The organism is Solwaraspora sp. WMMA2059 (genome assembly GCF_027497315.1).
Taxonomy (GTDB): domain Bacteria; phylum Actinomycetota; class Actinomycetes; order Mycobacteriales; family Micromonosporaceae; genus Micromonospora_E.
Window position 1 is genome coordinate 6,327,812 of sequence record NZ_CP114908.1, and the last position, 24,634, is coordinate 6,352,445.

A 24,634-nucleotide genomic window follows, 5' to 3' on the forward strand; every position below is an offset into this window, starting at 1 on the left:
AGCGTGCCCCATTTGCCCGTTATGTGGTCTAGGGTGGCTCGTGATGGGCAGCCGCGGGCGAAGACGTCGGCCACCGGGGCGGCCATCGGATCGTCGGTCGGCGGGTCGTCTGCTGTCGGGTTGTCGGTCGGCGGGCAGGGTTCGCTGTGCGGCGCGGGCGCGGACCGGCGAGGGCGATCGTGGGGCCGCCCCGCAGGGACCTAGGAGCTGACAATGATCACTGTCACCGGTGCCGCCGGCCAGCTGGGCCGGTTGGTCGTCGACGAGTTGCTGGACAGCGGACTGCCACCGGCGCAGCTCGTCGCCGTCGTACGGAACCCGGACAAGGCCGACGACCTCGCCGCACGCGGCGTACAGGTCCGGCACGGGGACTACGACCAGCCGCAGACTCTCGGGCCGGCCCTGGCCGGGACCCGCAAGCTGCTGCTGATCAGCGGCAGCGAGGTCGGCCGGCGGATCGACCAGCATCGCAACGCGGTGGCGGCGGCGAAGGCGGCCGGAGTCGACCTGATCGCGTACACCAGCATCCTCAAGGCCGACACCAGCAGCGTCCCGTTGGCCGCCGAACACCTCGCCACCGAACAGCTGATCCGGGACAGCGGCCTGCCGTTCGTGCTGCTGCGCAACGGCTGGTACCTGGAGAACTACACCGGATCGGTGCTGCCGCAGGCGCTCGCCACCGGCAGCGTGCTGGGTGCTGCCGGCTCGGGTCGGGTCGCCGCCGCGACCCGGGCCGACTTCGCCGCCGCAGCCGTCGCGGTGTTGACCGCCCCGGCACCCGCCGGCGCCGCTGCCAACGCCGGCACCGCCGGCACCGTGTACGAGCTTGGCGGCGACGAGCCCTTCACCCTGGCGGAGTTGGCCGCCGAGATCAGCCGGCACAGTGGGCGGGAGATCGGCTACCAGGATCTTCCGGCCGACGTCTACGCCAAGGCGCTGACCGACGCCGGGGTACCGGAGGCGTTCGCCAGCGTGCTGGCCGCCTCCGACGTCGGCATCGCCCGGGGCGACCTGACCACCGACAGCGGCGACCTCGCCCGACTGATCGGCCGGCCCACCACGTCGCTCGGCGAAGCTGTCCGGGCCGCCCTGGCCGGCCTACCGGGCTGATCCGCCACTCGGCAGCTGATAGTTGGTGACGAGCAGATCCCAGCTGCCCCGCTTCGCCGACTGCAGGTTGATGTCCCGGCGGGTCGCCATCCGGGTGATCAGGAAATCCGCGCCGAACAGCTCCCGCACGAACGGCGTGTCGCTGTTGGTCAGGGTCAGCCGGACGCCGCGCCGGCTGGCCCGTACCATCGCGTCCCGCAGCCGCACGTGATCGGCCGGCCCGAACTGCGCCGAGGTGTACCGCCGAAAGTCAGCCCAGCCGCCGAGCGGTACGTACGGTGGATCCAGGTAGACCCAGTCGTCGGCGGCGGCCTCGTCGAGCTGCTCGGCGAAGTCGGCCACCCGTAGGTCAACTCCGGCCAGTGCGTGCGCGGCGTCCAGTAATACCCGCCGGTTGTAGTACGGCCGGTCGTAGGCGCCGTATGGCGCGTTGAACTCGCCCCGTCGGTTGACCCGCCACAGCCCACGGAACGCCGTCTTGTTCAGGTAGATCACCCGGACCGCGCGTTCCAGATCGGAACAGTCTGTCGGCGACCGGCGGCGTACCGCCGCGAAGTGCTCCGGCGTGTTCGGTTGCTCGTCCAGCAGCTGCATCACCGCTTCGGGGTCGCGGGCGACCTCCCGGAAACAGACGATCAACTCAGGGTTGGCGTCACTGAGCACCGCCCGCTGCGGCGCCAGCTCGAAGAAGACCGCTCCGCTGCCGAGGAACGGCTCCCGGTAGCTGCCGGTGAACGGCGGCGCCGCGGCGACGAGGGCGGCGGCGTACCGGGTCTTCCCGCCCGCCCACTTGAGGAACGACCTACCGTCCGCCCTGGTGGTGGAGCGCGCGGACCTGGCGCCGGCCCGGATCATGGAGCGGATCATACGGGGCGGTGACCCGCCAGGCGTAGTGCGGCGAGGCGAGGAATTCGGCGAGCAGGCTCGCCGAGCCGGGAGCGAACGGCCGGCCGTCGCTGATCTGGTCCGGCCGCAGGAACTCCATCGCGGCACCCTCGCCGAGCCGGACGTCGCACTGCCGGGCACGGGTGGAGCCGAAGTAGTAGTGCGCCGTCCGCTGCGGGTTCAGCTGCCGGCGGCAGAACAACCGTAACCCGTGCTCGGGGCGCAACCCGGTCTCCTCGGCGAGTTCGCGTAACGCCGCCTGCTCCGGTGTCTCCCCGGGCTCGCAGTGCCCGCCCGGCACGCACCAGGCGTGCGGATGGCTCGGCGCGTTGCCGTCCCGTAGCTGCAGCAGCACGGAACCCGCCGGATCGACCAGTAGCACCGCGGCGACGTCACCCATCGGTCCAGTGTGCGGCCGAACCGCTGGTGACGGGGGCGAGCGCCGAAAGCTGGTCGGCGTGGCGGTCGATTCCACCCGGATGTGCGAGCCGGGTGGCGATTTCGGCCGGTGCCGGCAGCCTCGACATCAGCTCGGCCGCGTAGGCCACCCCACTGGCCGGACCGGTCTCGGCCAGCAGCTCGGCGAGCAACTGCGGGGTCACCTCCTCGGGTGCGCAGCCCAGGCCGAGCCGGTGCCGTCGAACCAGGTCGGCGTTGCCGAACTGGTCGCCGCCGTGCGGCAGGACCAGTTGCCGTACCCCGGAACAGATCGCGCCCATCATCGTCCCGGAGCCGCCGTGGTGCACCACGGCGGAGCAGCCGGCGAGCACCTGGTGCAGCGGCAGCCAGCCGGCGGGCCGGACGTTGCCCGGCAGCGGCCCGAGCGCCGTCACGTCGGTGTCGGCGCCGAGGGCCAGCACGAACTCCGCGTCGGTCTGCGCGGCGGCGTCGATGGTGCGGCGCAGTCCGGTCAACCCGGCCAGCGCCGGCACCACGGTACCGAGGGTGATCAGCACCCGGGGGCGCGCGGTGGGCAGCCGGAGCCAGTCCGGCAGCGCACCGCCGGCGTTGTACTGCACGTACCGCATCGACCATCCATCGCCGTCGCCGATCATCAGCTCGGTCGGTGCCAGGTGCAGGACCACCCGGTCGGGCAGCTCCAGTGGTACGCCGTTGCGCTCGTACGCCGCCGCCAGGTACGGCAGGAACCGAGCGGCCAGCGCCTCTTCGCGGAACAGGTTGAACCCGTGCTCGACGGCGGGCACCCGCAGTGCACGGGCGGCCAGCAGGCCGGCCGGATGCAGTCGGGAGTGCACCACCAGGTCCGGCCGCCACCAGCGGGCCAACGTCACCGTCCCGTCCGCCATCAGGTCGGAGACCCGTCCGAAGGTCTCCAGCAGCAACGGGTCGGTACGGCTGCCGGCGGTGGCGATCCGCCGGCCCCGCTCGCGCATCCGGGCGGCAAGTTCATCGGTGGTGCCGGTGCCGGTGCCGAACACGGCGGCGATCGGGGCGCCGGGGGCGACGTCCACCGCCGGCAGACCGGCCTGGGCCGCGCCGGCCAGTCCTTCGGCGGCGGTGCCGACCAGTACGTCGTGGCCGGCGGCCCGCAATGCCCAGGCGAGCGGCACGGTGGGGAAGAGATGCCCGACTCCGGGCGGGCTGGTGAACAGGACGCGCACCGAGAAACCTTCCGGTTGACACTGGGATCGACAATGGATAATTTATCGTGATTCATCCGGTTTCGCGAGAGGGAGTTCATCGATGGCTGGGCCGACGGACATCCCGTTCACTCCGGAGCTGCACCTGCGACTGCTACTGAGCATCGACCGCGGACACAACGTGCAGCGCGCGGTCCGCAGCGCGGTGCGACCCGGTGACCGGGTGCTCGACGCCGGCACCGGCAGCGGACTGCTGGCGCTGGTCGCCGCCGACGCGGGCGCCGCCGAGGTGGTCGCGGTCGACCGGCACCACGTCGGCATGGCCGAGCAGATCGCCCGGCACAACGGGGTCGCCGACCGGATCACCTTCGTCGAGTCCGACCTCGCCGATCTCGACCCGGAGGATCTCGGTGGCCGGTTCGACGTACTCCTGGGCATGATCCACACCAATAACCCGTTGCTGGACGAGGAGCGCTCCCGGCTGGTCGTCGAGCTGCGTCGCCGGTTCGGCACGGCCGACTGTCGGGTGCTGCCCGGCGAGGTACGCTACCTGGCCACCGGCTGCGAGCGGCTGGACTGGGACCTGCCGACCGAGCTGACCGATCTGGCCCAGGCCACCGAGGCGCTGCAGGGGGCGTACGGCTGGGATTTCCAGCCACTGCTGGACGCGGTCCGTGACGGTGTCGCGATGCGTGCCGCCCGTCCGGCCAAGGGGGTTGCCCCGGCCTGGCGGTCGCCGACCCGGTCCGGCGCGCTGCGCTTCCCGCGAAGGGACGTACGGCTGCTCACCGCCGCCGAGGACTGGGTGACGGTGGACTACCAGGCGTCGTCGTTCGACGGGTTCCCCGACCAGGTGCGGCTCACCGCGACCGCCGCCGGGCGACTGACCGGGGTGATCTGGACCCAGCAGCTGCGGTACGCCGGAGTGCCGCTGTGGACCAGCGAGTCGTACAGCCCGCTGGCCGGCCCGTGCCATGTCGGCCCGGGGCAGAAGCTGGTCTTCGGCACCGGTGCGACGTGGCGGGCGACCAACGTCCTCAGTCACCACCACCCGACGTAGTCCTCCAGGAACGCGGCCAGGTAGGCCGGTGAGTCGACCAGCCGGGTCAGCCGCGCCGCCTGCACCCGGTGCAGGAACGCCGCGTCGGCCGTGCCGTACCCGGGGGTGTTGACCAGGTCCATCATCCAGTGCACGAACTCCTGGGCGCGCCAGATGCGGGCCAGCCGGTGCTGCGAGTAGGCGTCCGACCGGCGGTGGTCGCCGGTGGTGAACCGCTCGATCAGCCCCAGTGCCAGCTCCTCCGCGTCGGCCAGGGCCAGGTTGAAGCCCTTGCCACCGACCGGTGGCACGATGTGCGCGGCGTCGCCGGCGAGGAACAGTGACCCGTACCGCATCGGATCGCAGACCAGGCTGCGCATCCGGACGGTGCCGGTGTCGGTGACCGGCCCGGTGTGCAGCGTCCACGGTTCGTCCAGGGCCAGCCGGATCCGGACCTCCTTCCAGATCCGCTCGTCCGGCCAGTCCGCCCGGGTCTCGTCCCGCCCGCATTGCAGGTAGAACCGGCTCACCGTCGGCGTCCGGCGGACGTGCACGCAAGCCCCGGACTCGTGCAGGGCGTTGATCACGCAGTCGCTGGACGGCGGGGCTTCGGCGAGCACCGACAGCCAGGCGTAGTCGTACTGGTAGTCGGCGCAGCGCAGCGCCCCGGCGGGGACTGCCCGCCGGGCGACGCCGTACTCGCCGTCGCAGCCGGCCACCACGTCGCAGTGCAGCTCGCGGCCGTCGGCGAGCCGGATGCGGGGCTGCCCAGTCAGGTCGTCGATCGCCTCCGCCGCAGTCTCGAACCGCAGGTCACCGCCGTCGGCGAGGTAGGTGTCGACCAGATCGCGGACCAGGAACTGCTGCGGGTAGATGTAGTGGCTGCGGCCGTTGGCCAGCGGCTCGTAGTGGACCGGGTAGCGCCGCCCGCCGAGCCGGAACTCGACCGCGTCCTCGACCGCACCGGTCCGCAGCAGTCCGCCGGCCAGGTCGTGCCGGCGAAGCAGGTCGACCACCCGATCCTCCACGGTGGCGCCCCGGGCGCGGTTGGCGACGTACTCGCGGTCCCGACGCTCCAGCACCACACAGTCCACCCCGGCCCGGCGTAGCAGCACTGCCAGCAGCATCCCGGCCGGTCCGGCGCCGATGACGCCGACCTGGGTACGTTCGTTCATCACCGGTCATCACCGGCCGGCTGGTCGACGTGGCCGTCGGCGTCCGCGTCGGGCGTTTCGTCTCCGTGGCCACCCAGGCCGGTGTCCGGCGTCCCGCCGTCTTCGGGCCCACCGGGTGTCCCGCCTCTGTCGGTTCGGTCCCGGTGGCTGCCGTGCAGCGCGAACAGCCGGGCCCGCATCATCTGCCGTACCACCTGCACCCCCGGAGACGTGCTGCGCCCCGCCGACCGGGCGGCCATCCGGAGGCTGGGCAGCACGTCGCCGCCGAACCGGGCGCAGATCAGTTGGTGCGCCTCGTACGCCTCGACGGTGCCTTCGACGAACTCGTCGAAGGCGCTACCCAACCGGGCCGGGCCGATCTTGGATCGCATCGCGCGGACCTCGGTGAACAGCGCCATGAGGTGGGCGTGGTCGCGGGTCTGCAGTCCACTGAAGCCGGCCCGCACCGCTGGCGGTGCCATCGCCGGACGGATCAGTCGCTCGTAGTCGACCGGCGAGAAGTCCGAGGTGAACCGGAAGGCGGCCGCCGAGCTGCGCATGAACGCCGTGGCGACCCGCAGCGCGGCTCGTGCCTCGGCCTCGTCGCCGTCGGCGCTGGCACCGAGGAAGCAGTTCAGCCCGGTGATCGCCCCCTGCATCAGGGTGAAGAAGAACTGGTGACCGATCAGCCACCGGTCGGCGGCGGCGTCGGAGTCACCCGGGTCCGTCCCGTTCGACTGCGGGTGCGGCGGGCGTTGGACGGGCTTGTCCAGAACGCCGATCGGCTGGTTGCCGACGTCGTGGCCCGCGTACCGGTACAGGCTTTCCAGCCCGAGCCAGAGCTGGGCGACATAGCCGTCGCTGAGCTGCGAAAGCCCATTTTTGTGGACGTTCTCCCGAACCGCCAGATGCGCTATTGCCAAGGCGTGGAGAAACGCTGATTCCGGCCTGTGACGGGTACGGCGGATCTGGAAGTAGCGGTCATGCTCCTGGTAGTCGACGGAGGCCGGGTCGGCCGGGCCGCCCGACATCGCGTTGTCGAGCGGCTCCGGGGCCGAGGTTTGGGGGCCGTCGGCGGTTGCCGCGCGGAGTCGGTGCCGGTTGGTCGGCAGTAACTCCGGATAGGGTAGACACAGTGCGCCATCAGACACAGGGCAGCCCTTCTGGTGGCTTCCGGGCATGGGTACGGTGTCGCAATACCGCGCCGACGGAGTGGCCTATTCACCGCGCCGCCGGTGATCAAGAATTCTGGGAAATTCTCGCGGCTGCTGTGATGGCTGTCAATCCCTGTGTAGTTTTTCGCCTACTGAGTGGTGACTTTGTGCACGTCAGCGGCGCGATATTGAGTCTGGTGACCGGCGGGGTGGTCGTCGGTCCCCTCCGGCTGGCGGGCGACCGTCAACGGTGCACCCGGTCCAGCATCGGGTCGGTCTCGGCCCGTGGCAGCACGTACGGCGCGGTGATGGTGTCCACTCCGGTGCCACGCGAGCCGGTCGGCCGGTAGGTGACGGTCGCCGCGCCGGCCGAGGCGGTCTCGACGATCCCGGCGCACCAGGTGCCGCCGCGGTAGACCCAGACCGGGTCGGACGGCTGGTAGCGGTCGGTCGGGTAGACGTCCCGGGGATCGCGTTGGTTGGGGTTGAGGATGGGAGCCGGCATGCTCATCGCCCTCCTGTCTCGCTGCGCGCGGTGTGTCTCGTGGCTGCTGCCGTCGGATGACTCCGGAGGCAGCTGACCGGCCCGCAAAGTGGTGACTCTGCGTGCATCGTTGTCTACGCCGCCCCTGGTCTTATCGGGGGTGATGTCGTCGAATGTCCGATTATTCATCACGATGGGTAAACCGCCGGATACAAGTTCACGTGCGCTATCATGCTCGCAACACCTTGCAGGCGCAAGAGCAGATGCACGTGCATTTGACCCTTCCGCGACGAGGCGCGGCCGCCCCTGGAGTCCTACGTCTGTTGCGACAATGTCCGATTTGGATTTTATGTATGCATAAGCCGGATAGTGACGTTCCAAGTACCGACCTGCCGACCCTCGCCTGGCGTAAGAGCGGCCGCAGCAACCCCAGCGGGAACTGCGTCGAGCTTGCCCGGCTGCCCGGTGGCAGCGGGATCGCTCTGCGTAACTCCCGCTACCCGGACGGTCCGGCGCTGATCTACACCCGTGCGGAGATCGAGGCGTTCATCCTCGGCGCCCGGGACGGTGACTTCGACGACCTGATTCGCTAGCATCGATCCGGCCGGTGGCCTGCACCGTGGGGCCCGTCCGGACTCTGCTGGTGACGACCGTCCGCACCGCACGGCGGTGTCCACTGGTCGGACCGGTATCGACGGGGCCTTAGGGATCACCCTCAGGTCATGGCATGCTTACTCGCCAAGAGTAGCTGCCATACGACGTGACGGTGTCCGGAGGTCGGTGGGTGACGATGACGGCCCAGCCAGATGGCGGATCGGCGACCGGGCCGACCGTGCTGCGGATGCTGCTCGGCGCGCAGCTGCGGCGGCTCCGGGAGAGCCAGGGAGTGAGCCGGGAGGCGGCCGGCTGGCACATCCGCGCCTCCGAATCGAAGATCAGCCGGATGGAGCTCGGCCGGGTCGGCTTCAAGGAACGCGACGTCACCGACCTGCTCACCCTCTACGGAGTGACCGACTCACGGGAACGCACAGCGCTGCTCGGGCTCGCCCGGCAGGCGAACACGCCCGGCTGGTGGCACCGGTACGGCGACATCCTGCCCAGTTGGTTCCAGTCCTACCTGGGGCTGGAAGCGGACGCGAAGATGATCCGCAGCTACGAGGTCCAGTTCGTACCCGGCCTGCTGCAGACCCGCGACTACGCCCGCGCGGTGGTCCTACTCGGACACGGACGGGCCCCAGCCGACGAAGTGGAACGCCGGGTCGAGCTGCGGATGGAGCGTCAGGAGCTGCTCCATCGGCCACAGCCACCGAATCTGTGGGCGGTGATCGACGAGGCGGTGCTGCGCCGGCCGATCGGTGGTCCCGCCGTGATGCGCGAGCAGATCAACGCCCTGATCGAGGCGACCAAGCTACCGAACGTACGGCTGCAGGTCGTGCCGTTCGACGCCGGCGGGCACGCCGCCGCCGGCGGAGCCTTCACCATCCTGCGCTTCGCCGACCAGGACCTGCCCGACATCATCTACATCGAGCAACTGACCAGCGCGATCTACCTGGACAAGCGGGAGGACGTCGACCATTACGCCGCCGCGATGGAGCGGCTCTGCGTCGAGGCCGACCCGCCCGCTCGTACCCAGGACCTGCTCCACCAGATTCTGCGCGACCTGGACTGAGCCGACAGACCGACCCGGTGGCGCGGGCGTGACCGCAGCTGGCCACGCCCGCGACCCCGGGGCCGGGCTAGCGTCGACCCCGACCGAACACCCGATCGGCCGAGCCGAGCCGGAGGAACACCGTCTCGCCGGTGGCGTCCTGGGCTCCGTCGTTGTCGGTGATTATGTAGACCTGCCGGTCCCCGCCGACGGTGAGCCCTTCCAGCTTCTCCTGCGTCCACCCGTTGCCGGCCTGCAGATCGGGCAGCACGTCGTACGCGAGCCGCTTCGGCAGCACCGGCAGCAGACCCGGTGCCGGGTCGCCGGTCGGTAGGTCGACCGTGTAGATCCGCTTGATCCGGGCGGCCGGCCCGCTGAGCTTGTCCCGCTCGATCACCGCGAGCCGGCCGTCGCCGATCGAGGCGATCTCGGACAGGCCGATCCAGTCGCCGGCGACATCGGTGCTCTCCAGCCGGTATCCGAACCAGGCCCAGGTGCCGCCGGGTACGTCGTAACGACCGAGCCGGACCACCCCGGCCGGATCGCTGGCCACGCCCCGCTGCAACACCACCCACACCTGCTCCCGGCCTCGCCGGTCGGTGAGCGCGGTCACCCCCTCCAGCCCTTGGCTGCCGAGCCCGGCGGCCACCTCGTCGGGCAGCGACACGACCTGTCGGGTCACCCCCGACCGGTCCAGCCGGACCAGCTGGTTGGCGGCACCGGTCGCTCCCTCCGAGACCAGCCAGAACCCGCCCTGCGGCCGGGCGAACAGGCCTTCGGCGTCGTAGCCGGCCGGCTTCCCGGACGCGTCGCGGACCACCAGATCGTCGACGATGCGCGCCGGGCTGTGCCGGGTGTCGATGGTGTAGATCCGGGTCGGCGAGTAGAGGGCGTCGCTTGCCGCGAACAGTTGGTGTCGCTCGCCGGGGACGGCAGTGAGCGCGCCGAGCCCGCCCCAGCCGATCGGTGCCCGGTCGGGGCCCCGTCCGCTGGTCTGAGACACCAGCGTCGGGAACGACGGGGTGTCCGCACCCAGCCGGTACAGGTTTACCGCAGCGCGTACTCCGGCCTCGGCGTCGTCGACCTCGCTGGAGACCGCGAGCAACCCGCGGGACGGGATCGGCAGTAGCCCCTCCGGACCGTTGGTCGTCGCCAGCACCTGACGCAGCACCGGCCTGGTCGGCCTGGTCAGGTCGTAGACGGCGACGAAGTTGCTCCGTTCGGAGCCGACGAATGCGTACCGGGTGCGGCCGAACGTGGCGACCGCGATGCCCTCCGGCTCGGCGCCCTTGTTGTCGGCTCGGTTGTCGTTGTGCAGCCCGTGGCGAACCGCCAGGTGTTCAAAGGAGTTGCCGGCGTCCCAGACCACCCGGCCGGTCCGGCTGTCGAAGATCGACCAGCCCCGGGTGCCGCCCTTCCAGTCCCCTTCGTTCGCGGTCGCCAGGTAGCGGTCGTCGATCCAGGCCACCGCGTCCGGTTCCCGGGGCAGGTCGGTGATCGTGCCAGTCAGGTCGATCACCCCGTCGTCGGCGGTGTCGATACCGGTCACCGTGGCGGTCCCGGCGCCGAACGCCTTGGTGATCCGCCCGCTGCGCAGGTCGACCAGGACCACGCCGTTGTTCTCCTGCAGGGTCACCGCGACCTGGTCACGACCGTTGATCGACACGTACTCCGGCTCCGGATCGGCCGGGGTGTCCAGCCCGGCGGTGGCCAGACCGGGCAGCGCGCTGCCGTCGGCGGCGGTCAGCGACACCGTACGGGTCGACCAGGTTGCCGGGTGGCGCCCGGTCAGGTCGACGATCTGCAGGAACCCGGCCGGCGGCTGCGGCAGGTCGCCTTCGTCGCCGCCGAGCGGGGTGGCGTCCTCGTCCCGTTCGTTCTCGATCGCGATCGCCGCGTAGCGGCCGTTGTCGCTGACCTCGATGGCGTCGGGCTGCCCGCCGAGTGGGATGCTGCGCACCCTGGTACGGGTGGCCAGGTCGACCACGTCGAGTCGGCCGGAGGGAGTGGTGTAGCTGGCACTGGTGTTGACGACGATCAGCACGTACCGGTCGACCACCGCGACCGAGGTCGGTTCGTCCTCGGCGTTGCCGAGCGTGGCCAGCGAGAGGGTGCCGAGACCGCGGGGGTTCCGTGGGTCGGTGATGTCGAGGAAGCCGACCCGCCGCCCGGCGGCGTCGGTGTAGATCATCGTCCGGCCGTCCGGGCTGACCGTGGAGATCTCCGCGACGGTCTCGGCGGTCGGGTCCTCACCGGCTGGTCGGTTGTGGAACACAGGGTACGTCGCGGTGCGGTCGAAAACGGCGGATCCGGGCCAGCCGGGCCTGTCATCGCGAGGACCGGCCGCCGCGCCGCCGGGGGCCACAACGGTCAGCGCGACGGTGGCGCAGAGGACGGCTGCGGTGGCGGCGGTGGTGACCAGCACCGCCGGACTTCTTCGGGTACGCATGTCTGGGCTCCGATATCGTCGAGAGAAGATGCCTTGGCGGGATACGACGGGAGCCGCGACCGGTCGGCGAGATCGGCCGCGGCTCCCGGAGCCCGTACGTCGGGCTCGGATGATGAGCAGGGGTGGACAGCGGGCGGTCAGGTACCGATGACGCCGCCATCGGCCTTGCGGATGACCACCGTCGCCGACCGGGGTCGGCCGGCCGGGTCGAAGTCGGGCCAGTTGCTCACCGCTCGCGGGTCCTCCGGCGTCGGACTGCCCCAGTACGTCGTGGACTCACCCGGATGCTGCACGTTGATGAACATGGTTCGCTGGTCCGGGGTGGTGACCACCCCGGTGATCTCCGCGCCGCGTGGGCCGACCAGGAACCGCCGGACCTCCCCGGTACGCGGGTCGGCGGCCAGCATCGCGTTGTTGCCGATATTGTCGTGGCCCCGGTCCGCGCGGTTCTGCGTCGAGTTCGACACGTCGGTCTGGATCCACAGCCGCCCGTCGCCGTCGAACCAGATCCCGTCCGGCGAGCCGAAGATGTTCGTCTCGTCGAGCTGCACCTGCGGGTCGTACGTCGGGTCACCGGCCAGCATGAACACGTCCCACTCGAAGCTGGTCGCGGTGTTGTCGCGGCCGCGCTCGCGCCACCGGACGATGTGCCCGTACGGGTTCGGGGTACGCGGGTTGACCGCACCGGGCCAGCCGGTGCCGTTGGTCAGGGTCAGGTAGACGTCGTTGTTCTTCGGATTGACCGCCACCCACTCCGGACGGTCCAGCGGGGTGGCGCCGACCGCGTCGGCCGCCTCCCGGGTACGCAGCAGCACATCGGCCTGGTCGTGCCAACCGTTCGCCCTGGTCAACGGCCCCTTGCCGTGCTTCAGTGGCAGCCAGACGCCCTTGCCGTCGTCGTCGAACCGGGCGACGTAGAGCGTGCCGTGGTCCAGCGGGCTGCGGCCCAACGCCCGCTGCATCCGCCACGGACCGTCGCCGACGAACTTGTAGAGGTAGTCACCGTCCTGGTCGTCGCCGCTGTAGACGACGACCCGACCGCGCGACTCCCAGAAGGTGGCACCTTCGTGCTTGAACCGACCGAGGGCGGTCCGCTTCACCGGGGTCGAGCGGGGGTTCATCGGGTCGATTTCCACCAGCCACCCGAAGCGGTTCAGCTCGTTGGGGTTGCGCGCCACGTCGAAGCGCGGGTCGGCCAGGTGCCAGCGGTAGCCGAACCCGGCGGCGTTGACCCCGTACCGGGCCTGCTCCGGCGTCGGCGACCACTGCGGGTCCTCGGTGCCGAAGTAGCCGTTCCAGTTCTCCTCACAGGCCACGTAGGTGCCCCACGGGGTGGCCCCGTGCGAGCAGTTGTTCAACGTACCCATCGGTGGGTTGTTCGAGCGCAGCGCCGGGTGCCGGCCGGACACCGGGCCGGAGAAGGCGACCGGCGTGGTGCCGGTGACCCGACGGTTGAACCGCGAGTCGACGTTGCGCCACCGGCCCCGCGACAGCTCCACCTCCACGACGCTGACCCCGTGACCGGCGAGCGCCTTGTCAACCTTGTCCCGGGTCATCTCCGCGTCGCCGTCGGGGTAGAGCAGGGTCCGGTCGACGTACTCGTGGTTGAGCACCAGCAGGCCGCGGCGGCTGCCCAGCGGGCCGCGACCCAGCGGGAAGAAGTGCATGCCGTCGTGGTGGCTGCCCACCTGCTCGGCCTGTTCGGCGGCGGTGTTCGTGGCGTCCTTGCGCCAGGCCGGGCCCCGGCTGTGCAGCGGGGTGCCCCATGGGATGAGCACGTCGGCGGTGTAGCCCGGCGGGACGGTGATGGCGTCGTCGGTGTTGGGCAGGACCGGGTCGAAGCCGAGCAGGCCACGCCGGCCGGGCCTGCCCTTGCCGTGGCCGTGCCCGTGGCCGCCGGCGCTGGCCGGCGCGTCGGTGCCGAGTGCGCCGCCGGCCGCGCCGAGGAAGGCCGCGGCGGCGATCACCGTACCGTTGCGGACGATGTCGCGGCGGCCGGCGCGGGCGGCGAGCACCTCACGGAACGGACGGTTGCCGGAAGGGTTCGAGCTGATGTCGTCCGGATCGGAACGGACGTGGCTGTCATGGTCGATTGACATGTCGATCCTCGCTCGGTCGGAAGCGGGCTGTCCGGTCCGGTGCCGTATCGTGCGCGGCGTGCGGACCGGTTCTGCCAGCGGTCCGGGCTGGACGGCGTCGCCGGCACCGGGACGGTATGCAGCGGACCGGGACCGCCCGCGAACGTGTGTGTGACCTGCTGGCGACGTCGAGATGAACGATCGATGTCCTGAACTGGGGTGTCGCCGAACCGTCCCTTGTCACGAAGGGGTAACGGGACCCGAATGTTTAACAGGTCACCACCGACCCGTCTGTGCTTCGAAACCCGCGTCTCCTAGATTTACTGAACTCACCCTCTGACCGGAGGAACGCCTACATGCGCCAGCACAGACGCATAGCCACCTGGAAAATCATCACCGCGGTCGTGGGGGCCGGCGCGCTGAGCGTGCCCGGCAGTGCCGCCGCCATGGCCGCACCGGCCGCCGGTGACCCGTTCATCAGCGAGATTCACTACGACAACGCCGGCACCGACACCGGCGAGGCGATCGAGATCGAGGCCCCGGCCGAATTCGACCTGACCGGCTGGCAGATCGTCCTCTACAACGGAAGCAACGGCACCGTCTACGACACCAGTACCCTGGCGGGCACCGTCACCGCTGCCGGCGTGGTCGTCGCCGAATACCCCGCCAACGGCATCCAGAACGGGTCCCCGGACGGGGTGGCCCTGGTCGACCCGGCCGGAGCCGTCGTCGAGTTCCTCAGCTACGAAGGCACCCTGACCGCGGCCGGCGGCCCCGCCGACGGCACGACCAGTGTCGACATCGGTGTCGCGGAGGCCTCCGACACCCCGGTCGGGCACTCGTTGCAGAAGGTCGACGGCGACTGGCGGCAGCCGGCGGCGAACACCTTCGGCGTCCGTAACGGCACCGGTGGTGTCGACCCGGACCCCGACCCCGAGCTGGGCTGCGACGTCACGGTGACGCACGACATCGCCCAGGTGCAGGGCACCGGTGACAGCACGCCGCTGGCCGGCACCGAGGTGACCGTCGAGGGCATCGTCGTCGCCGACCACCGTGTCGGCGGCTACAACGGCCTCCACCTGCAGACCGCCGGCACCGGCGGGTCCCGTACGGTTGCCGCCGGCACCGCCAGCGACGGCGTCTTCGTCTACCTGACCAGCAACCCGGCCAACCACCCGGGGGTCGCGATCGGTGACCGGGTGCGGGTCACCGGCAACGCCGGTGAGTACTTCGGACTGACCCAGGTGAGCATCGGCGCGCGGACCGACGTGCAGATCTGCGACCGGGACAATCCCCTGCCCACCCCGGTCGCGCTGACCCTGCCGCTGGCCGCCGGCGACCGGGAGTCCGTCGAGTCGATGCTGGTGGCCCCGGTCGGTGACTTCGCCGTCGCCGAGGTCTACAACACCAACCGGTACGGCGAGGTCGTGCTGACCGCCGGTGACGCCCCGGCGGTCATCCCGACCGACGTGGCGCAGCCGGGCAGCGCCCAGGCCGAGCAGATCGCCGCCGACAACCGGCTCAACCGGATCCTGGTCGACGACGGCCGCACCACCAACCTGGCCGACGCCGGCATCGCCCCGCCGTACGTCTCGCCGGACCAGCCGCTGCGGGTCGGTGACTCGGTCGAGGCGTTCGGGCCGAGTGTGCTGTCGTACGGCTTCGACGAGTGGCGGCTGCAACCGACCCTGCCGGTCGGTGCGGACACCCCGGCCAGCGAGCGGACCACGTTCAAGGTGACGAACCCGCGTACCGCCGCCCCGGCTCCGGTCGGTGGCGACATCCGGGTGGCCAGCTTCAACGTGCTGAACTATTTCGTCCACTTCGGTGGGGACGCGCGTGGTGCGGCCGACGAGGCCGCGCTGGCCAAGCAGGAGGCGAAGATCGTCGCGGCGATCACCGCGCTGGACGCGCACGTGGTCGGCCTGCAGGAGATCGAGAATTCGGTGCGTTTCGCACCGGCCGAGCCGGAGAAGGCACTCATCCGGCTGGTCGGCGCGCTGAACGCCGCCGACGGTGCCGGGACCTGGGACTACGTCCGCTCCCCGGCGGACCTGCCGGGCGCCGCCCAGCAGGACTTCATCAGCAACGCGATCATCTTCAAGCCGGCCGCAGTGACCCCGGTCGGGCCGTCCCGGTCGGTCGACGACGAGAGCGTCTGGTTCAACGCGCGGGAGCCGATCGCGCAGACGTTCACCGCCGACGAGCTGACCTTCACCGTGGTGGCGAACCACTTCAAGTCCAAGAGCACCTCGACGCCGCCGACCGGCGACAACGTCGACACCGGTGACGGGCAGGGTGCGTACAACGGTGACCGGACCCGGCAGGCCGCCGCGCTGGCCGACTTCGTCGACGATCTGGTGGCCGACAGTGGCAGCGACGACGTACTGCTGCTGGGCGACTTCAACTCGTACACCCAGGAGGACCCGATGCGGGCCCTCTACGACGCTGACTACGTCAACCTGAACGACACCGGACGTAGCACCTACGTGTTCGCCGGTGAGTCGGGTTCGCTGGACCACGCGCTGGCCTCGCCGTCGCTGGCCGCCCGGGTCACCGGGGCCGACGTCTGGCAGATCAACGCGGTCGAGTCGTACGCCTTCCAGTACAACGGCTTCCCGACCTTCTTCGACCCGGGCCCGTTCCGGGCCAGCGACCACAACCCGATGGTCATCGGGCTGGACACCGGTGCCGACGGGCCGGTCGAGCTGCAGCTGCTGGGGATCAACGACTTCCACGGCCGGCTCGAATCCGTCGGTACGGTCGACGGTCAGCCGGTCGGCGGTGCGGCCCAGGTGGCCGGGCTGGTCGACCAGTACCGGGCGACCAACCCGAACACGGTGTTCGTCTCGGCCGGTGACAACATCGGCGCGTCCACGTTCGTTTCGGCGATCGACGACGACAACCCGACCCTCGACGTGCTCAACGCCGCCCGTCTCGACGTGACCGCGGTCGGCAACCACGAGTTCGACAAGGGCATGGCGGATCTGACCGACCGGGTGATCCCGCGTTCGGACTTCCCGCAGCTCGGCGCCAACGTGTACCGCGATGACGAGCGGGCGCTGCCGGCGTACCACGTGCAGGAGATCGGCGGGATCCGGGTCGGCTACATCGGGGTGGTCACCGAACAGACCGCGGTGATGGTCAGCCCGGACGGTATCGCCGGGATCACCTTCCGCCCGGCGGCGGCCGAGGCCGACCTGGTCGCCACCCAGCTCAAGGACGGCGACGAGAGCAACGGCGAGGCGGACGTGGTGGTGCTGCTCACCCACGAGGGCGCGGCCACCGAGAACATCGACTCGCCCGAGGCGCTGATGAGCGACCCGGTGTTCGGGCCGTACACCCGGACCGTTCCGGAGATCGACGTCATCTTCAGCGGGCACACCCACCAGCCGTACGCCTTCGAGGTGCCGGTGCCCGGCACCGACGAGACCCGGCCGGTGCTGCAGGCCGAGGACTACGGCAAGAAGCTCGGCCGGATCGTGCTGCAGGTCGACGTCGAGGCGGGGACGGTCGAGACGGACACGGTCGAGATCGTCGACGTGGTCGGCGCGCCGGTCAACCAGGAGGTCGCCGACATCGTGGCGGCGGCGAAGGCCAACGCCGAGGTGCTCGGCCAGCAGCCACTGGGCTCGATCACCGCCGACATCACCCGGGCGTACACCAACGGCAACGAGGACCGGGGCAAGGAGTCGGTGCTCGGCAACTTCATCGCCGACGTGCAGCTCGCCGGAACCCGGGAGCCGGGTCGGGGTGGTGCGCAGATCGCCTTCATGAACCCGGGCGGGCTGCGGGCCGACCTGCTGTACGGCGAGGACGGCGTGATCACCTTCGCGGAGGCGTTCTCGACCCAGCCGTTCGCCAACGACATGGTCACCCGGACCTACACGGGTGCTCAGGTCAAGCAGGTGCTGGAGGAGCAGTGGCAGCCGGCCGGGGCGTCGCGTCCGCTGCTGTGGCTCGGCGTGTCGGAGGGCTTCTTCTACACGTACGACCCGACGTTGCCGCAGGGCGAGCGGATCACCTCGATGACCCTCAACGGTCAGCCGGTGTCGCCGACCGGGACCTACCGGGTCACGGTCAACTCGTTCCTGGCCGCAGGTGGCGACAACTTCACCACCCTGGCCGACGGCACGGACACCTCGACCACCGGTGACAACGACCTGACCATGCTGGTGGCGTACTTCGCCGAGAACTCGCCGATCACTGCGGACACCGAGTCGCGGTCGGCGATCGGCCAGCCCGAGCCGACCTGTGACGTGACGGTCACCGGCACGCACGACGGTGGACTGATCGTCAAGGCGGAGATGACCTACTGCCTGGAGTCGGCGACGGTCAACGGTCCGGTCACGGTCCGTCCCGGTGCGACGCTGATCGCCACCGACGGTGCGATCAACGGTCCGCTCACCGCGAACCGTCCGACGGCGGTCAGCTTCACCGGTACGAGCGTCTCCGGGCCGCTGGCCCTGCTGCGGGCGACCGGGGCGGTGACCCTGACCGGGGTGACCATCCGGGGCCCGCTGGAGGTGACCGGTGGTGACGGCGGTCTGCGGCTGGACGGCGCTGACATCTCCGGTCCGGTCCGGCTGGTCAACAACAAGCACGACGAGTTGCCAGTGGTCGTCGCGGGGAACACGATCCGCGGCCCGCTGCACTGCCAGGGCAACAGCCCGATGCCGGTTGACGAGGACCGGGTGAACACGGTGCAGGGCCCGGTGTCCGGGCAGTGCGCCCGGATGTGAGCCGCCCGGTTCGGCACTGAAGGCAGCACCGAGAAACGGTACGGCCCGGCAGACCTCGACTGGTCCGCCGGGCCGTACCCGTCTTTCCGGGGTCCGGCTACCGCCGCGTGGTCAGACGGTCGCCGGCTCCGGGGCGGGAACGGCGGCCGTACGGCGTCGACTCAACATGGCGTCGAGCGAGTACCGGCCTGGCCCCAGCGCGGCCACCAGCAGAAACGCCCAGCAGAACAGCGCGGCGAGTTCGCCGCCGTTGTTCTGCGGGAGCAGTGCATCCGGCTGATGGACCACGAAGTAGGCGTACGCCATCGATCCGGAGCAGATGACGGCGGCCACCCGGGTGCCGAGTCCGGCGAGGACCAACAGACCGCCGACGAGCTGGATCAGCGCGGCCCACCACCCGGGCCAGACGCCGATCTCCATTGCCTCACCGGTGCCTCGGAAGCCGCCGAAGATCCCGAAGATCGAGGCGGCACCGCGCAGTGTGAACAGCAGACCGACCACCACGCGGAACAGCGTGGGGACGATCTCCGGCAGGCGGGCGAGTACGGGCATGGGGACTCCTCGTGAAACTTGGGAACACTGGTCCCACGGCGCCCGGATCGTATCGACCGATGTCGAATTCAGTCAACGATTTCTCACCTAGTGTGATGATCGACTAGGTTGTGCGCTACCCCGGGTCGGGGGTCTCCCGGTCTGTCCCCAGCAGGCAGGCGGCGTCGCGTAGGCTGGGCGCTTCGAGCAGCCCAACTCCGCCGCGCGGGCCCACGGGCGCCACCGCAGGTCGGAGTCGCGACCCGCCAGACGGAGACCAGCATGCACGAGATCCGGGTGCCCTCACCCGAAGCCGGGCACTGCGTCATCGAAGCCTCCGGTGAGCTGGACATGACCGCCACCGGAGAGCTCAGCGCCGCTGTCCGCGTGGTCGACCGGCAGCAGGCGACCTGGATCGTCGTCGACCTGGACGCCGTCACCCTGATCGATTCGAGTGCGGTCAAGGAGCTGGTCGACGCGCACCACGCGGCCGCCGGTCAGGGCCAGATCCTGATCGTCCGCAACCCGCAGCCGATCGTCGCCCGGGTGCTGCGGGTGACCGGAGTCGCGCCGCTGCTGGGAATCGCGCCGCAGGACCACGCGGGAACCGTCTACGGTGGTAGACCAGACAACGGGAACCACGGGTGAACACCCTCACCTGGCTGGTGGTGCGCGACTTCGCCAGTGGCGTCACCCGGGTCCGGCTGACTGGCGCGTTGACCGACACTGAACTGGTCCGGCTCGCCCCGGTGCTGCGCCGCTGCCTCCTGGAAGAGCCGTTGGCGCTGCTCGTCGAGCTGGACGAGGTGACCGTGGCCAGCCCGATCGGACTGCGGGTCTTCGCCATCGTCCAGGGCGGCGACGCCAGCCACCGTCCGGTGGTGCACCTGTGCGCCCGGCCAGACTCACCCACCGGTCGGCTCGCCAGGCACAGCATCAGCGGTCTGGTGAGCGTGCAGGACAGCGTGATCGACGCCACCAAACTGGTCGAATCAGCACCGAGGTCCCCGTACCGCTGGCACGAGTACCTGCCCCCACACCCGCGCTCACCGGGAGAGGCCCGTCGGCTGATCGGCGGAGCCTGCCGCTCGTGGCAGCTGACCACGCTGGTCGACGAGGCGATGGTGATCGGTTCCGAGCTGGTCAGCAACGCGGTCGAACACGCCGGCACCGAGCTGGACGTCACCACCACCCGGCAGGCCGGAGCGATCCGGATCAGCGTCCGCGACCGCGCTGTCGAGCTGCCCCGACCGGCCACCGGGCCCCGGCCCGGGCCGGCACCCGGCCGTGGTCGAGGGCTGGCCATCATCGAGGCGCTCGCCAGCGACTGGGGGTACGCCGGATTCGCCGACGGCAAGACCGTCTGGGCGGCGCTGCGGCTGCCCGACTGAGTCGGGCCGGTGCGGATCGGGACGGTGTTAGTCGGGCCGGGCAGCGGGTACCCGACCTCAAACGGTCACACCTGTGGAGGTCACGATGACGCAAGCAACCGAGATGCTGGAAACCTATCCGCTCGATCTGGGACACGTCGACCAGCGGGCACTCGCCGACTGCATCGATGCCTGCTTCGACTGCGCTCAGGCCTGCACCGCCTGCGCCGATGCGTGCCTGAGCGAGGACATGGTCGCCGAACTGGTCAAGTGCATCCGCACCAACCTCGACTGCGCCGACATCTGTGCCACCACTGGCCGGGTGCTCTCCCGACACACCGGCTACGACGCGAACACCACCCGGGTGATGCTGCAGGCATGCATCCAGGCGTGCCGTTCGTGCGGCGAGGAGTGCCAGGCACACGCCAGCGAGCACGAGCACTGCCAGGTCTGCGCCGAAGCCTGCCGCCGGTGCGAGCAGGCCTGCCGGGACCTGACGGCCGCACTCGGCTGAGCCCGGCTCCGGGCCCGGCACGGCCCGCCGGGCGGGCGGTCAGATCCGGGCCAGCGCGGACCGCAGCGGGTCGAGCCCGAGTACGCCCAGGTTCAGTGCTGCCTGATGGAACTCCTTGAGGTTGAAGGCGGCACCCTTGCGGGCCTGGGCGTCGGCTCGGGCCTGCAGCCAGATCCGCTCCCCGACCTTGTACGCCGCCGCCTGCCCCGGCCATCCGAGATAACGGTCCAGTTCGAACCGGAGAATCTCGTCCGGCAGTTGGCAGTGCGCCCGCAGGAACTGCCACGCCAGCTCCGGAGTCCACCGCTCGCCGGGATGGAAGTTGAACGAGTTCGGCGGGATGGTCAACTGCAGGTGCAGGCCGATGTCCACGATCACCCGGGCCGCCCGCAGCGCCTGCCCGTCCAGCATGCCGAGCCGGTCACCGGGGTCGGCCAGGTAGCCCAGCTCGTCCATCAGCCGTTCCGCGTACAGCGCCCAGCCTTCGCTGTGCCCGGAACACCAGCAGAGCAGCCGCTGCCAGCGGTTGAGCAGATCGGCACGGACCTGCGTCTGACCGATCTGCAGATGATGTCCGGGCACCCCTTCGTGGTAGACGGTGGTCACCTCCCGCCAGGTCGAGAACTCGGTCAGCCCGTGCGGCACCGCCCACCACATCCGGCCCGGTCGGGAGAAGTCCTCACTCGGCCCGGTGTAGTAGATGCCGCCGTCACTGGTCGGTGCGAGGCAGCACTCGATCCGCCGGATCTGCTGCGGAATGTCGAAATGGGAGCCGTGCAGCTCCTCAATGGCCCTGTCGGCCAACGCCTGCATCCAGTCGCGGAACGCCTCACCACCGGCGATGGTCCGCGCCGGGTCGGCGTCCAGGGCGCGTACCGCGTCGTCGATGCTGGCGCCGCGCCCGGCGATCTCGGCGGCGACCCGGCGCATCTCCTGCTCGATGCGATCCAACTCGAAGAAGCCCCAGGCGTACGTCTCGTCCAGGTCGATCCGCGCGCCCAGAAAGTACTGGGAGGCGAGCTCGTAGCGGTCCCGTCCGGCGGCCTCGGTGTCCCGCCCCAACGGGGCCAGCTCGGTACGCAGGAACCGGCCGAACGCGATGGTCGCCGCGGTGGCCGCCGAGGCCGCGCGGCGCAGGTCCGCGGTGAGGGTGGCCGGAGCGGACAGCCGGCCGACCAGGGCGTGGAAGAAGTCGTCCGCTTCCGGGTCGGTCCAGACGTCACACTGGTCGGCGACCTTGAGCATCTGCGCCCGGGGTGCCACGTGCCCGGCCCGGGCCGCGTCCAGCAGGGTGACCCGTACCTGGTCCAGAGCCTGTGGATAATTGTCCAGCCGGGCGGCGATGTTGGCCATCGCATCGGTGCCCTCGGTCGGCATCAGGTCGAAGACCTGGCGCAGATGGTGCAGACCGCTGGTGATGACGCTCAGCTCGCTGGTCTCCTCGCCCGCCTCGTAGCGGGCCAGCTCCAGGCCGAGCCGCTCCGCCATCGCGTCCCGGGCCACCCGCTCGGCCTCCGACTCCGGATCAGCGACATCGAGCTGCCGCAACGTGTCGCGGGTCAGGGCGGCGCGTTCGGCATACCCGTCCGGCGACAGGTCGTCGAGCTGGTCGTCGTGCCCGTCGACGCCGATGTAGGTGGCTCCGATCGGATTCAGCCGCGCCCACCGCTCGACAAAGCTGTTGCTGATGTCATCCACACGTCCCATGCTGATGACCCTACGCGGCAGGTCGGCGGGGCCGGCGCATCCGAAAGGGGGGAACGGGAATGCAGGAACCCGGTTCGGCCGGCCCACCACCCGGTCCCCGGCTCGCCAGCTGGCTGCCCGGCTTCCTGCTGCTCGCCGGCATCTGGGGCACCAGTTTCCTGCTGATCAAGATCGGGGTCGCCGAGCTGCATCCGATCCACGTGACCCTGGCCCGGGTCGCCGCCGGTGCGCTCACCCTGCTGATCGTGTTGCCACTGGTTGGCGACCGGCTGCCCCGGGATCCGTGGCTGTGGCTGCACCAGTGCGTTGTCGCGGCGGTCGGGGTCGCCCTGCCGTTCACCCTCATCGGGTACGGGGAGCAGCGGATCCCGTCGCTGCTCGCCGGCATCTGGAACGCCACCACCCCGCTGATCGCCCTGCCGTTGGCGGCGCTGGTGTTCCGCACCGAGGCAATGACGGCCCGCCGGCTGGCCGGCACCGGGTTGGGCTTCGTCGGCGTGCTGGTGGTGCTCGGGGTCTGGCAGGGCGTCGGCGGGGGGCAGTTCGCCGGGCAGTTGATGTGTCTCGGCGCGGCCGCCTGCTACGGCGCGACGATCCCGTACCAGAAGCGGTTCGTTGCCGGCCGGTCGGACAGCGGCGTCGCGCTCGCCGCGACCCAGCTGATCCTGGCCACCGGCCAGTTGGCCGTCGTCGCACCGATCGTCGCCGGGGCCCCGCCGACACCGACCCGGCTCTCTCCGGCGGTGATCGTGAGCGTGCTGATTCTTGGGGCGGTCGGCACCGGCCTGGCCTTCGTGATCCACATGCGCAACATCCGGCTGGTCGGGGCCAGTACGGCGGCCACCGTCACCTATGTCGTGCCGGTCGTCGCGGTCGCCGCAGGGGTGTCGGTCCTCGGCGAGCGGCTGGTCTGGCACCAGCCGGTCGGGGCGCTGATCGTGCTGGCCGGGGTGGCCCTTGCACAGGGCACCGGGCTGCCCCGACCGGCCCGCTCCGGTCCGCTGCCCGGCGGCACGGTCCCGGACAGCGGCCCGCTGCTGTCCGGCGGCCCGCTGCCGGACAGCGGTTCAGTGATGGGCGGCGGCCCAGTCGACCAGTCGCCGGGCCGACCAGGTGTTGACCACCCGGTCGGCATCGACACCGCAGAGCGCGGCCCGGGCGCACCCGAACCGCTGCCAGTCGAGCTGACCCGGCGCGTGGGCGTCGGTGTCGATGGCGAACAGGCAGCCGGTCTCGACCGCTAGCCGGATCAGCCGCTTCGGCGGGTCCTGCCGCTCCGGCCGGGAGTTGATCTCGACGGCCTTGCCGTGCTCGGCGCAGGCGGCAAAGACCGCTTCGGCGTCGAAGTCACTCGGCGGCCGGGACCGCCGTCGGTGGCCGCGGTCGCCGGGTCCGGTCACCCCCGGCGGCCGCGACGTCACCATCCGACCGGTGCAGTGACCGAGGATGTCCAGCCGAGGGTTGGTGACCGCGGTCAGCATCCGCCGGGTCATCCGCGCCCGGTCGTCACGCAGATTGGCGTGCACCGAGCCGACCACCACGTCGAGCCGGTCGAGCAGTTCGTCGGACTGGTCGAGGGAGCCGTCCGGCAGGATGTCCACCTCGATGCCGGTCAGGATCCGGAACCCCTCCGGCAGGGCGGCGTTGAGCGCCGCGACGTGGTCGAGTTGGCGCCGCAGACGGGCGGCAGTCAACCCGCGGGCGACCGTGAGCCGGGGCGAATGATCGGTCAGCACCAGGTACTCGTGGCCCAGCTCGACCGCGGCCAACGCCATCTCCTCGATCGGCGAACCGCCGTCGGACCAGTCCGAGTGGGTGTGGCAGTCGCCGCGCAGCGCGGCGCGCAGTGCCGCCGCCGCCTCGTCCAGGTCGGTGCCCTCGGTAGCCAGCAGCCGGCGCAGATAGACCGGCTCCTCGCCGGCCAGCGACTCGGCCACACACCGGGCAGTCACCTCGCCTACCCCGGCGAGCTCGGTCAACGTGCCGGCATCAGCCCGCTGCGACAACTCGGCGGCGGGCAGTCCGGCCAGTGCCGTGGCGGCGGACCGGAACGCGCGTACCCGGTAGGTCGCCTCGTTGGCCCGCTCCAGCAGGAAAGCGATCCGACGAAGGTCGACGATCGGGTCCCGGGCATTGCTCACACCGGTCACCATAGGCCCCTTCGGCGG

General features: G+C 70.7%; 19 protein-coding genes and 1 pseudogene. 9 read left to right on the top strand and 11 right to left on the bottom strand.

Annotation, left to right across the window (positions count from 1 at the left end):
* Positions 1–213: 213 nt before the first annotated feature.
* Positions 214–1,110 carry an NAD(P)H-binding protein gene (locus O7553_RS28940; protein WP_281552706.1) on the top strand — a complete coding sequence of 299 codons (897 nt, stop codon included), beginning with the start codon at positions 214–216 and terminating at the stop codon, positions 1,108–1,110.
* Here the strand turns inward: O7553_RS28940 and O7553_RS28945 are convergent.
* The 3 genes from O7553_RS28945 to O7553_RS28955 are packed head-to-tail and all read right to left on the bottom strand — an operon-like array spanning position 1,099 to position 3,617.
* On the bottom strand, positions 1,099–1,965 hold the full coding sequence (locus O7553_RS28945) for a Dam family site-specific DNA-(adenine-N6)-methyltransferase (RefSeq protein WP_281552707.1): 867 nt from the start codon (positions 1,963–1,965) through the stop codon (positions 1,099–1,101). The genes O7553_RS28940 and O7553_RS28945 overlap by 12 nt on opposite strands.
* Positions 1,913–2,395 (bottom strand): NUDIX hydrolase, encoded by a 483-nt coding sequence (locus O7553_RS28950; protein ID WP_281552708.1) that lies wholly within the window; start codon positions 2,393–2,395, stop codon positions 1,913–1,915. The genes O7553_RS28945 and O7553_RS28950 overlap by 53 nt, the downstream gene beginning before the upstream one ends.
* The gene (locus O7553_RS28955) at positions 2,388–3,617 is read right to left on the bottom strand and encodes a nucleotide disphospho-sugar-binding domain-containing protein (RefSeq protein ID WP_281552709.1); all 1,230 of its coding nucleotides are present in this window, start codon (positions 3,615–3,617) and stop codon (positions 2,388–2,390) included. The genes O7553_RS28950 and O7553_RS28955 overlap by 8 nt, the downstream gene beginning before the upstream one ends.
* Before the next feature lie 82 nt (positions 3,618–3,699).
* Here O7553_RS28955 and O7553_RS28960 point away from each other — a divergent pair, with 82 nt between their 5' ends.
* Entirely contained in the window at positions 3,700–4,656 is a 957-nt protein-coding gene (locus O7553_RS28960) for a class I SAM-dependent methyltransferase (RefSeq protein ID WP_281552710.1), read from the top strand.
* Here O7553_RS28960 and O7553_RS28965 read toward each other — a convergent pair.
* The 3 genes from O7553_RS28965 to O7553_RS28975 form a co-directional block, all read right to left on the bottom strand.
* Positions 4,638–5,810, bottom strand: coding sequence for a 4-hydroxybenzoate 3-monooxygenase (locus tag O7553_RS28965; protein WP_281552711.1), 1,173 nt, complete (start codon positions 5,808–5,810; stop codon positions 4,638–4,640). The two genes, O7553_RS28960 and O7553_RS28965, sit on opposite strands and share 19 nt — an antisense overlap.
* On the bottom strand, positions 5,810–6,712 hold the full coding sequence (locus O7553_RS28970) for a hypothetical protein (RefSeq protein WP_281552712.1): 903 nt from the start codon (positions 6,710–6,712) through the stop codon (positions 5,810–5,812). The genes O7553_RS28965 and O7553_RS28970 overlap by 1 nt, the downstream gene beginning before the upstream one ends.
* A 475-nt stretch (positions 6,713–7,187) precedes the next feature.
* Positions 7,188–7,448, bottom strand: a complete 261-nt coding sequence (locus tag O7553_RS28975) for a hypothetical protein (protein ID WP_281552713.1) — start codon at positions 7,446–7,448, stop codon at positions 7,188–7,190.
* A 332-nt stretch (positions 7,449–7,780) separates the two neighbouring features.
* On the opposite strand from O7553_RS28975, the gene O7553_RS28980 reads away from it, so the two are divergent.
* On the top strand, positions 7,781–8,020 hold the full coding sequence (locus tag O7553_RS28980; protein ID WP_278172180.1) for a DUF397 domain-containing protein: 240 nt from the start codon (positions 7,781–7,783) through the stop codon (positions 8,018–8,020).
* A 248-nt stretch (positions 8,021–8,268) separates the two neighbouring features.
* Complete coding sequence (locus O7553_RS28985) at positions 8,269–9,096, top strand: helix-turn-helix transcriptional regulator (protein ID WP_281555790.1); 828 nt, start codon at positions 8,269–8,271, stop codon at positions 9,094–9,096.
* A 67-nt stretch (positions 9,097–9,163) separates the two neighbouring features.
* On the opposite strand, the gene O7553_RS28990 is transcribed toward O7553_RS28985, so the two are convergent.
* Positions 9,164–11,524: an esterase-like activity of phytase family protein gene (locus tag O7553_RS28990; protein WP_281552714.1), complete on the bottom strand. Its 2,361-nt coding sequence runs from the start codon at positions 11,522–11,524 to the stop codon at positions 9,164–9,166.
* Between the two features lie 137 nt (positions 11,525–11,661).
* Positions 11,662–13,623 (bottom strand): PhoX family phosphatase, encoded by a 1,962-nt coding sequence (locus O7553_RS28995; protein ID WP_281552715.1) that lies wholly within the window; start codon positions 13,621–13,623, stop codon positions 11,662–11,664.
* Between the two features lie 335 nt (positions 13,624–13,958).
* Here O7553_RS28995 and O7553_RS29000 point away from each other — a divergent pair, with 335 nt between their 5' ends.
* Positions 13,959–18,344 (top strand): ExeM/NucH family extracellular endonuclease, encoded by a 4,386-nt coding sequence (locus O7553_RS29000; RefSeq protein ID WP_281552716.1) that lies wholly within the window; start codon positions 13,959–13,961, stop codon positions 18,342–18,344.
* A 111-nt stretch (positions 18,345–18,455) separates the two neighbouring features.
* Here the strand turns inward: O7553_RS29000 and O7553_RS29005 are convergent, their stop codons facing one another.
* A complete protein-coding gene (locus O7553_RS29005; RefSeq protein WP_281552717.1) occupies positions 18,456–18,896 on the bottom strand; it encodes a DoxX family protein in 441 nt (146 codons plus the stop codon).
* Positions 18,897–19,157: 261 nt separating this feature from the next.
* Between O7553_RS29005 and O7553_RS29010 the strand changes: the two genes are divergently transcribed.
* From O7553_RS29010 to O7553_RS29020, 3 genes are all read left to right on the top strand, one after another.
* A complete protein-coding gene (locus O7553_RS29010; RefSeq protein ID WP_281552718.1) occupies positions 19,158–19,523 on the top strand; it encodes an STAS domain-containing protein in 366 nt (121 codons plus the stop codon).
* Complete coding sequence (locus tag O7553_RS29015) at positions 19,520–20,266, top strand: ATP-binding protein (RefSeq protein WP_281552719.1); 747 nt, start codon at positions 19,520–19,522, stop codon at positions 20,264–20,266. Before O7553_RS29010 ends, O7553_RS29015 begins: the two co-directional genes overlap by 4 nt.
* Positions 20,267–20,351: 85 nt before the next feature.
* A complete protein-coding gene (locus O7553_RS29020; RefSeq protein WP_281552720.1) occupies positions 20,352–20,759 on the top strand; it encodes a four-helix bundle copper-binding protein in 408 nt (135 codons plus the stop codon).
* Positions 20,760–20,798: 39 nt separating this feature from the next.
* Here the strand turns inward: O7553_RS29020 and O7553_RS29025 are convergent, their stop codons facing one another.
* A complete protein-coding gene (locus O7553_RS29025; RefSeq protein WP_281552721.1) occupies positions 20,799–22,466 on the bottom strand; it encodes a DUF885 domain-containing protein in 1,668 nt (555 codons plus the stop codon).
* Positions 22,467–22,525: 59 nt separating this feature from the next.
* Here O7553_RS29025 and O7553_RS29030 point away from each other — a divergent pair.
* A pseudogene (locus O7553_RS29030) lies at positions 22,526–23,365 on the top strand (DMT family transporter); the annotation flags it as partial.
* Positions 23,366–23,533: 168 nt separating this feature from the next.
* Here O7553_RS29030 and O7553_RS29035 read toward each other — a convergent pair.
* Entirely contained in the window at positions 23,534–24,619 is a 1,086-nt protein-coding gene (locus tag O7553_RS29035; protein ID WP_281552722.1) for a PHP domain-containing protein, read from the bottom strand.
* Between the last annotated feature and the right edge of the window lie 15 nt (positions 24,620–24,634).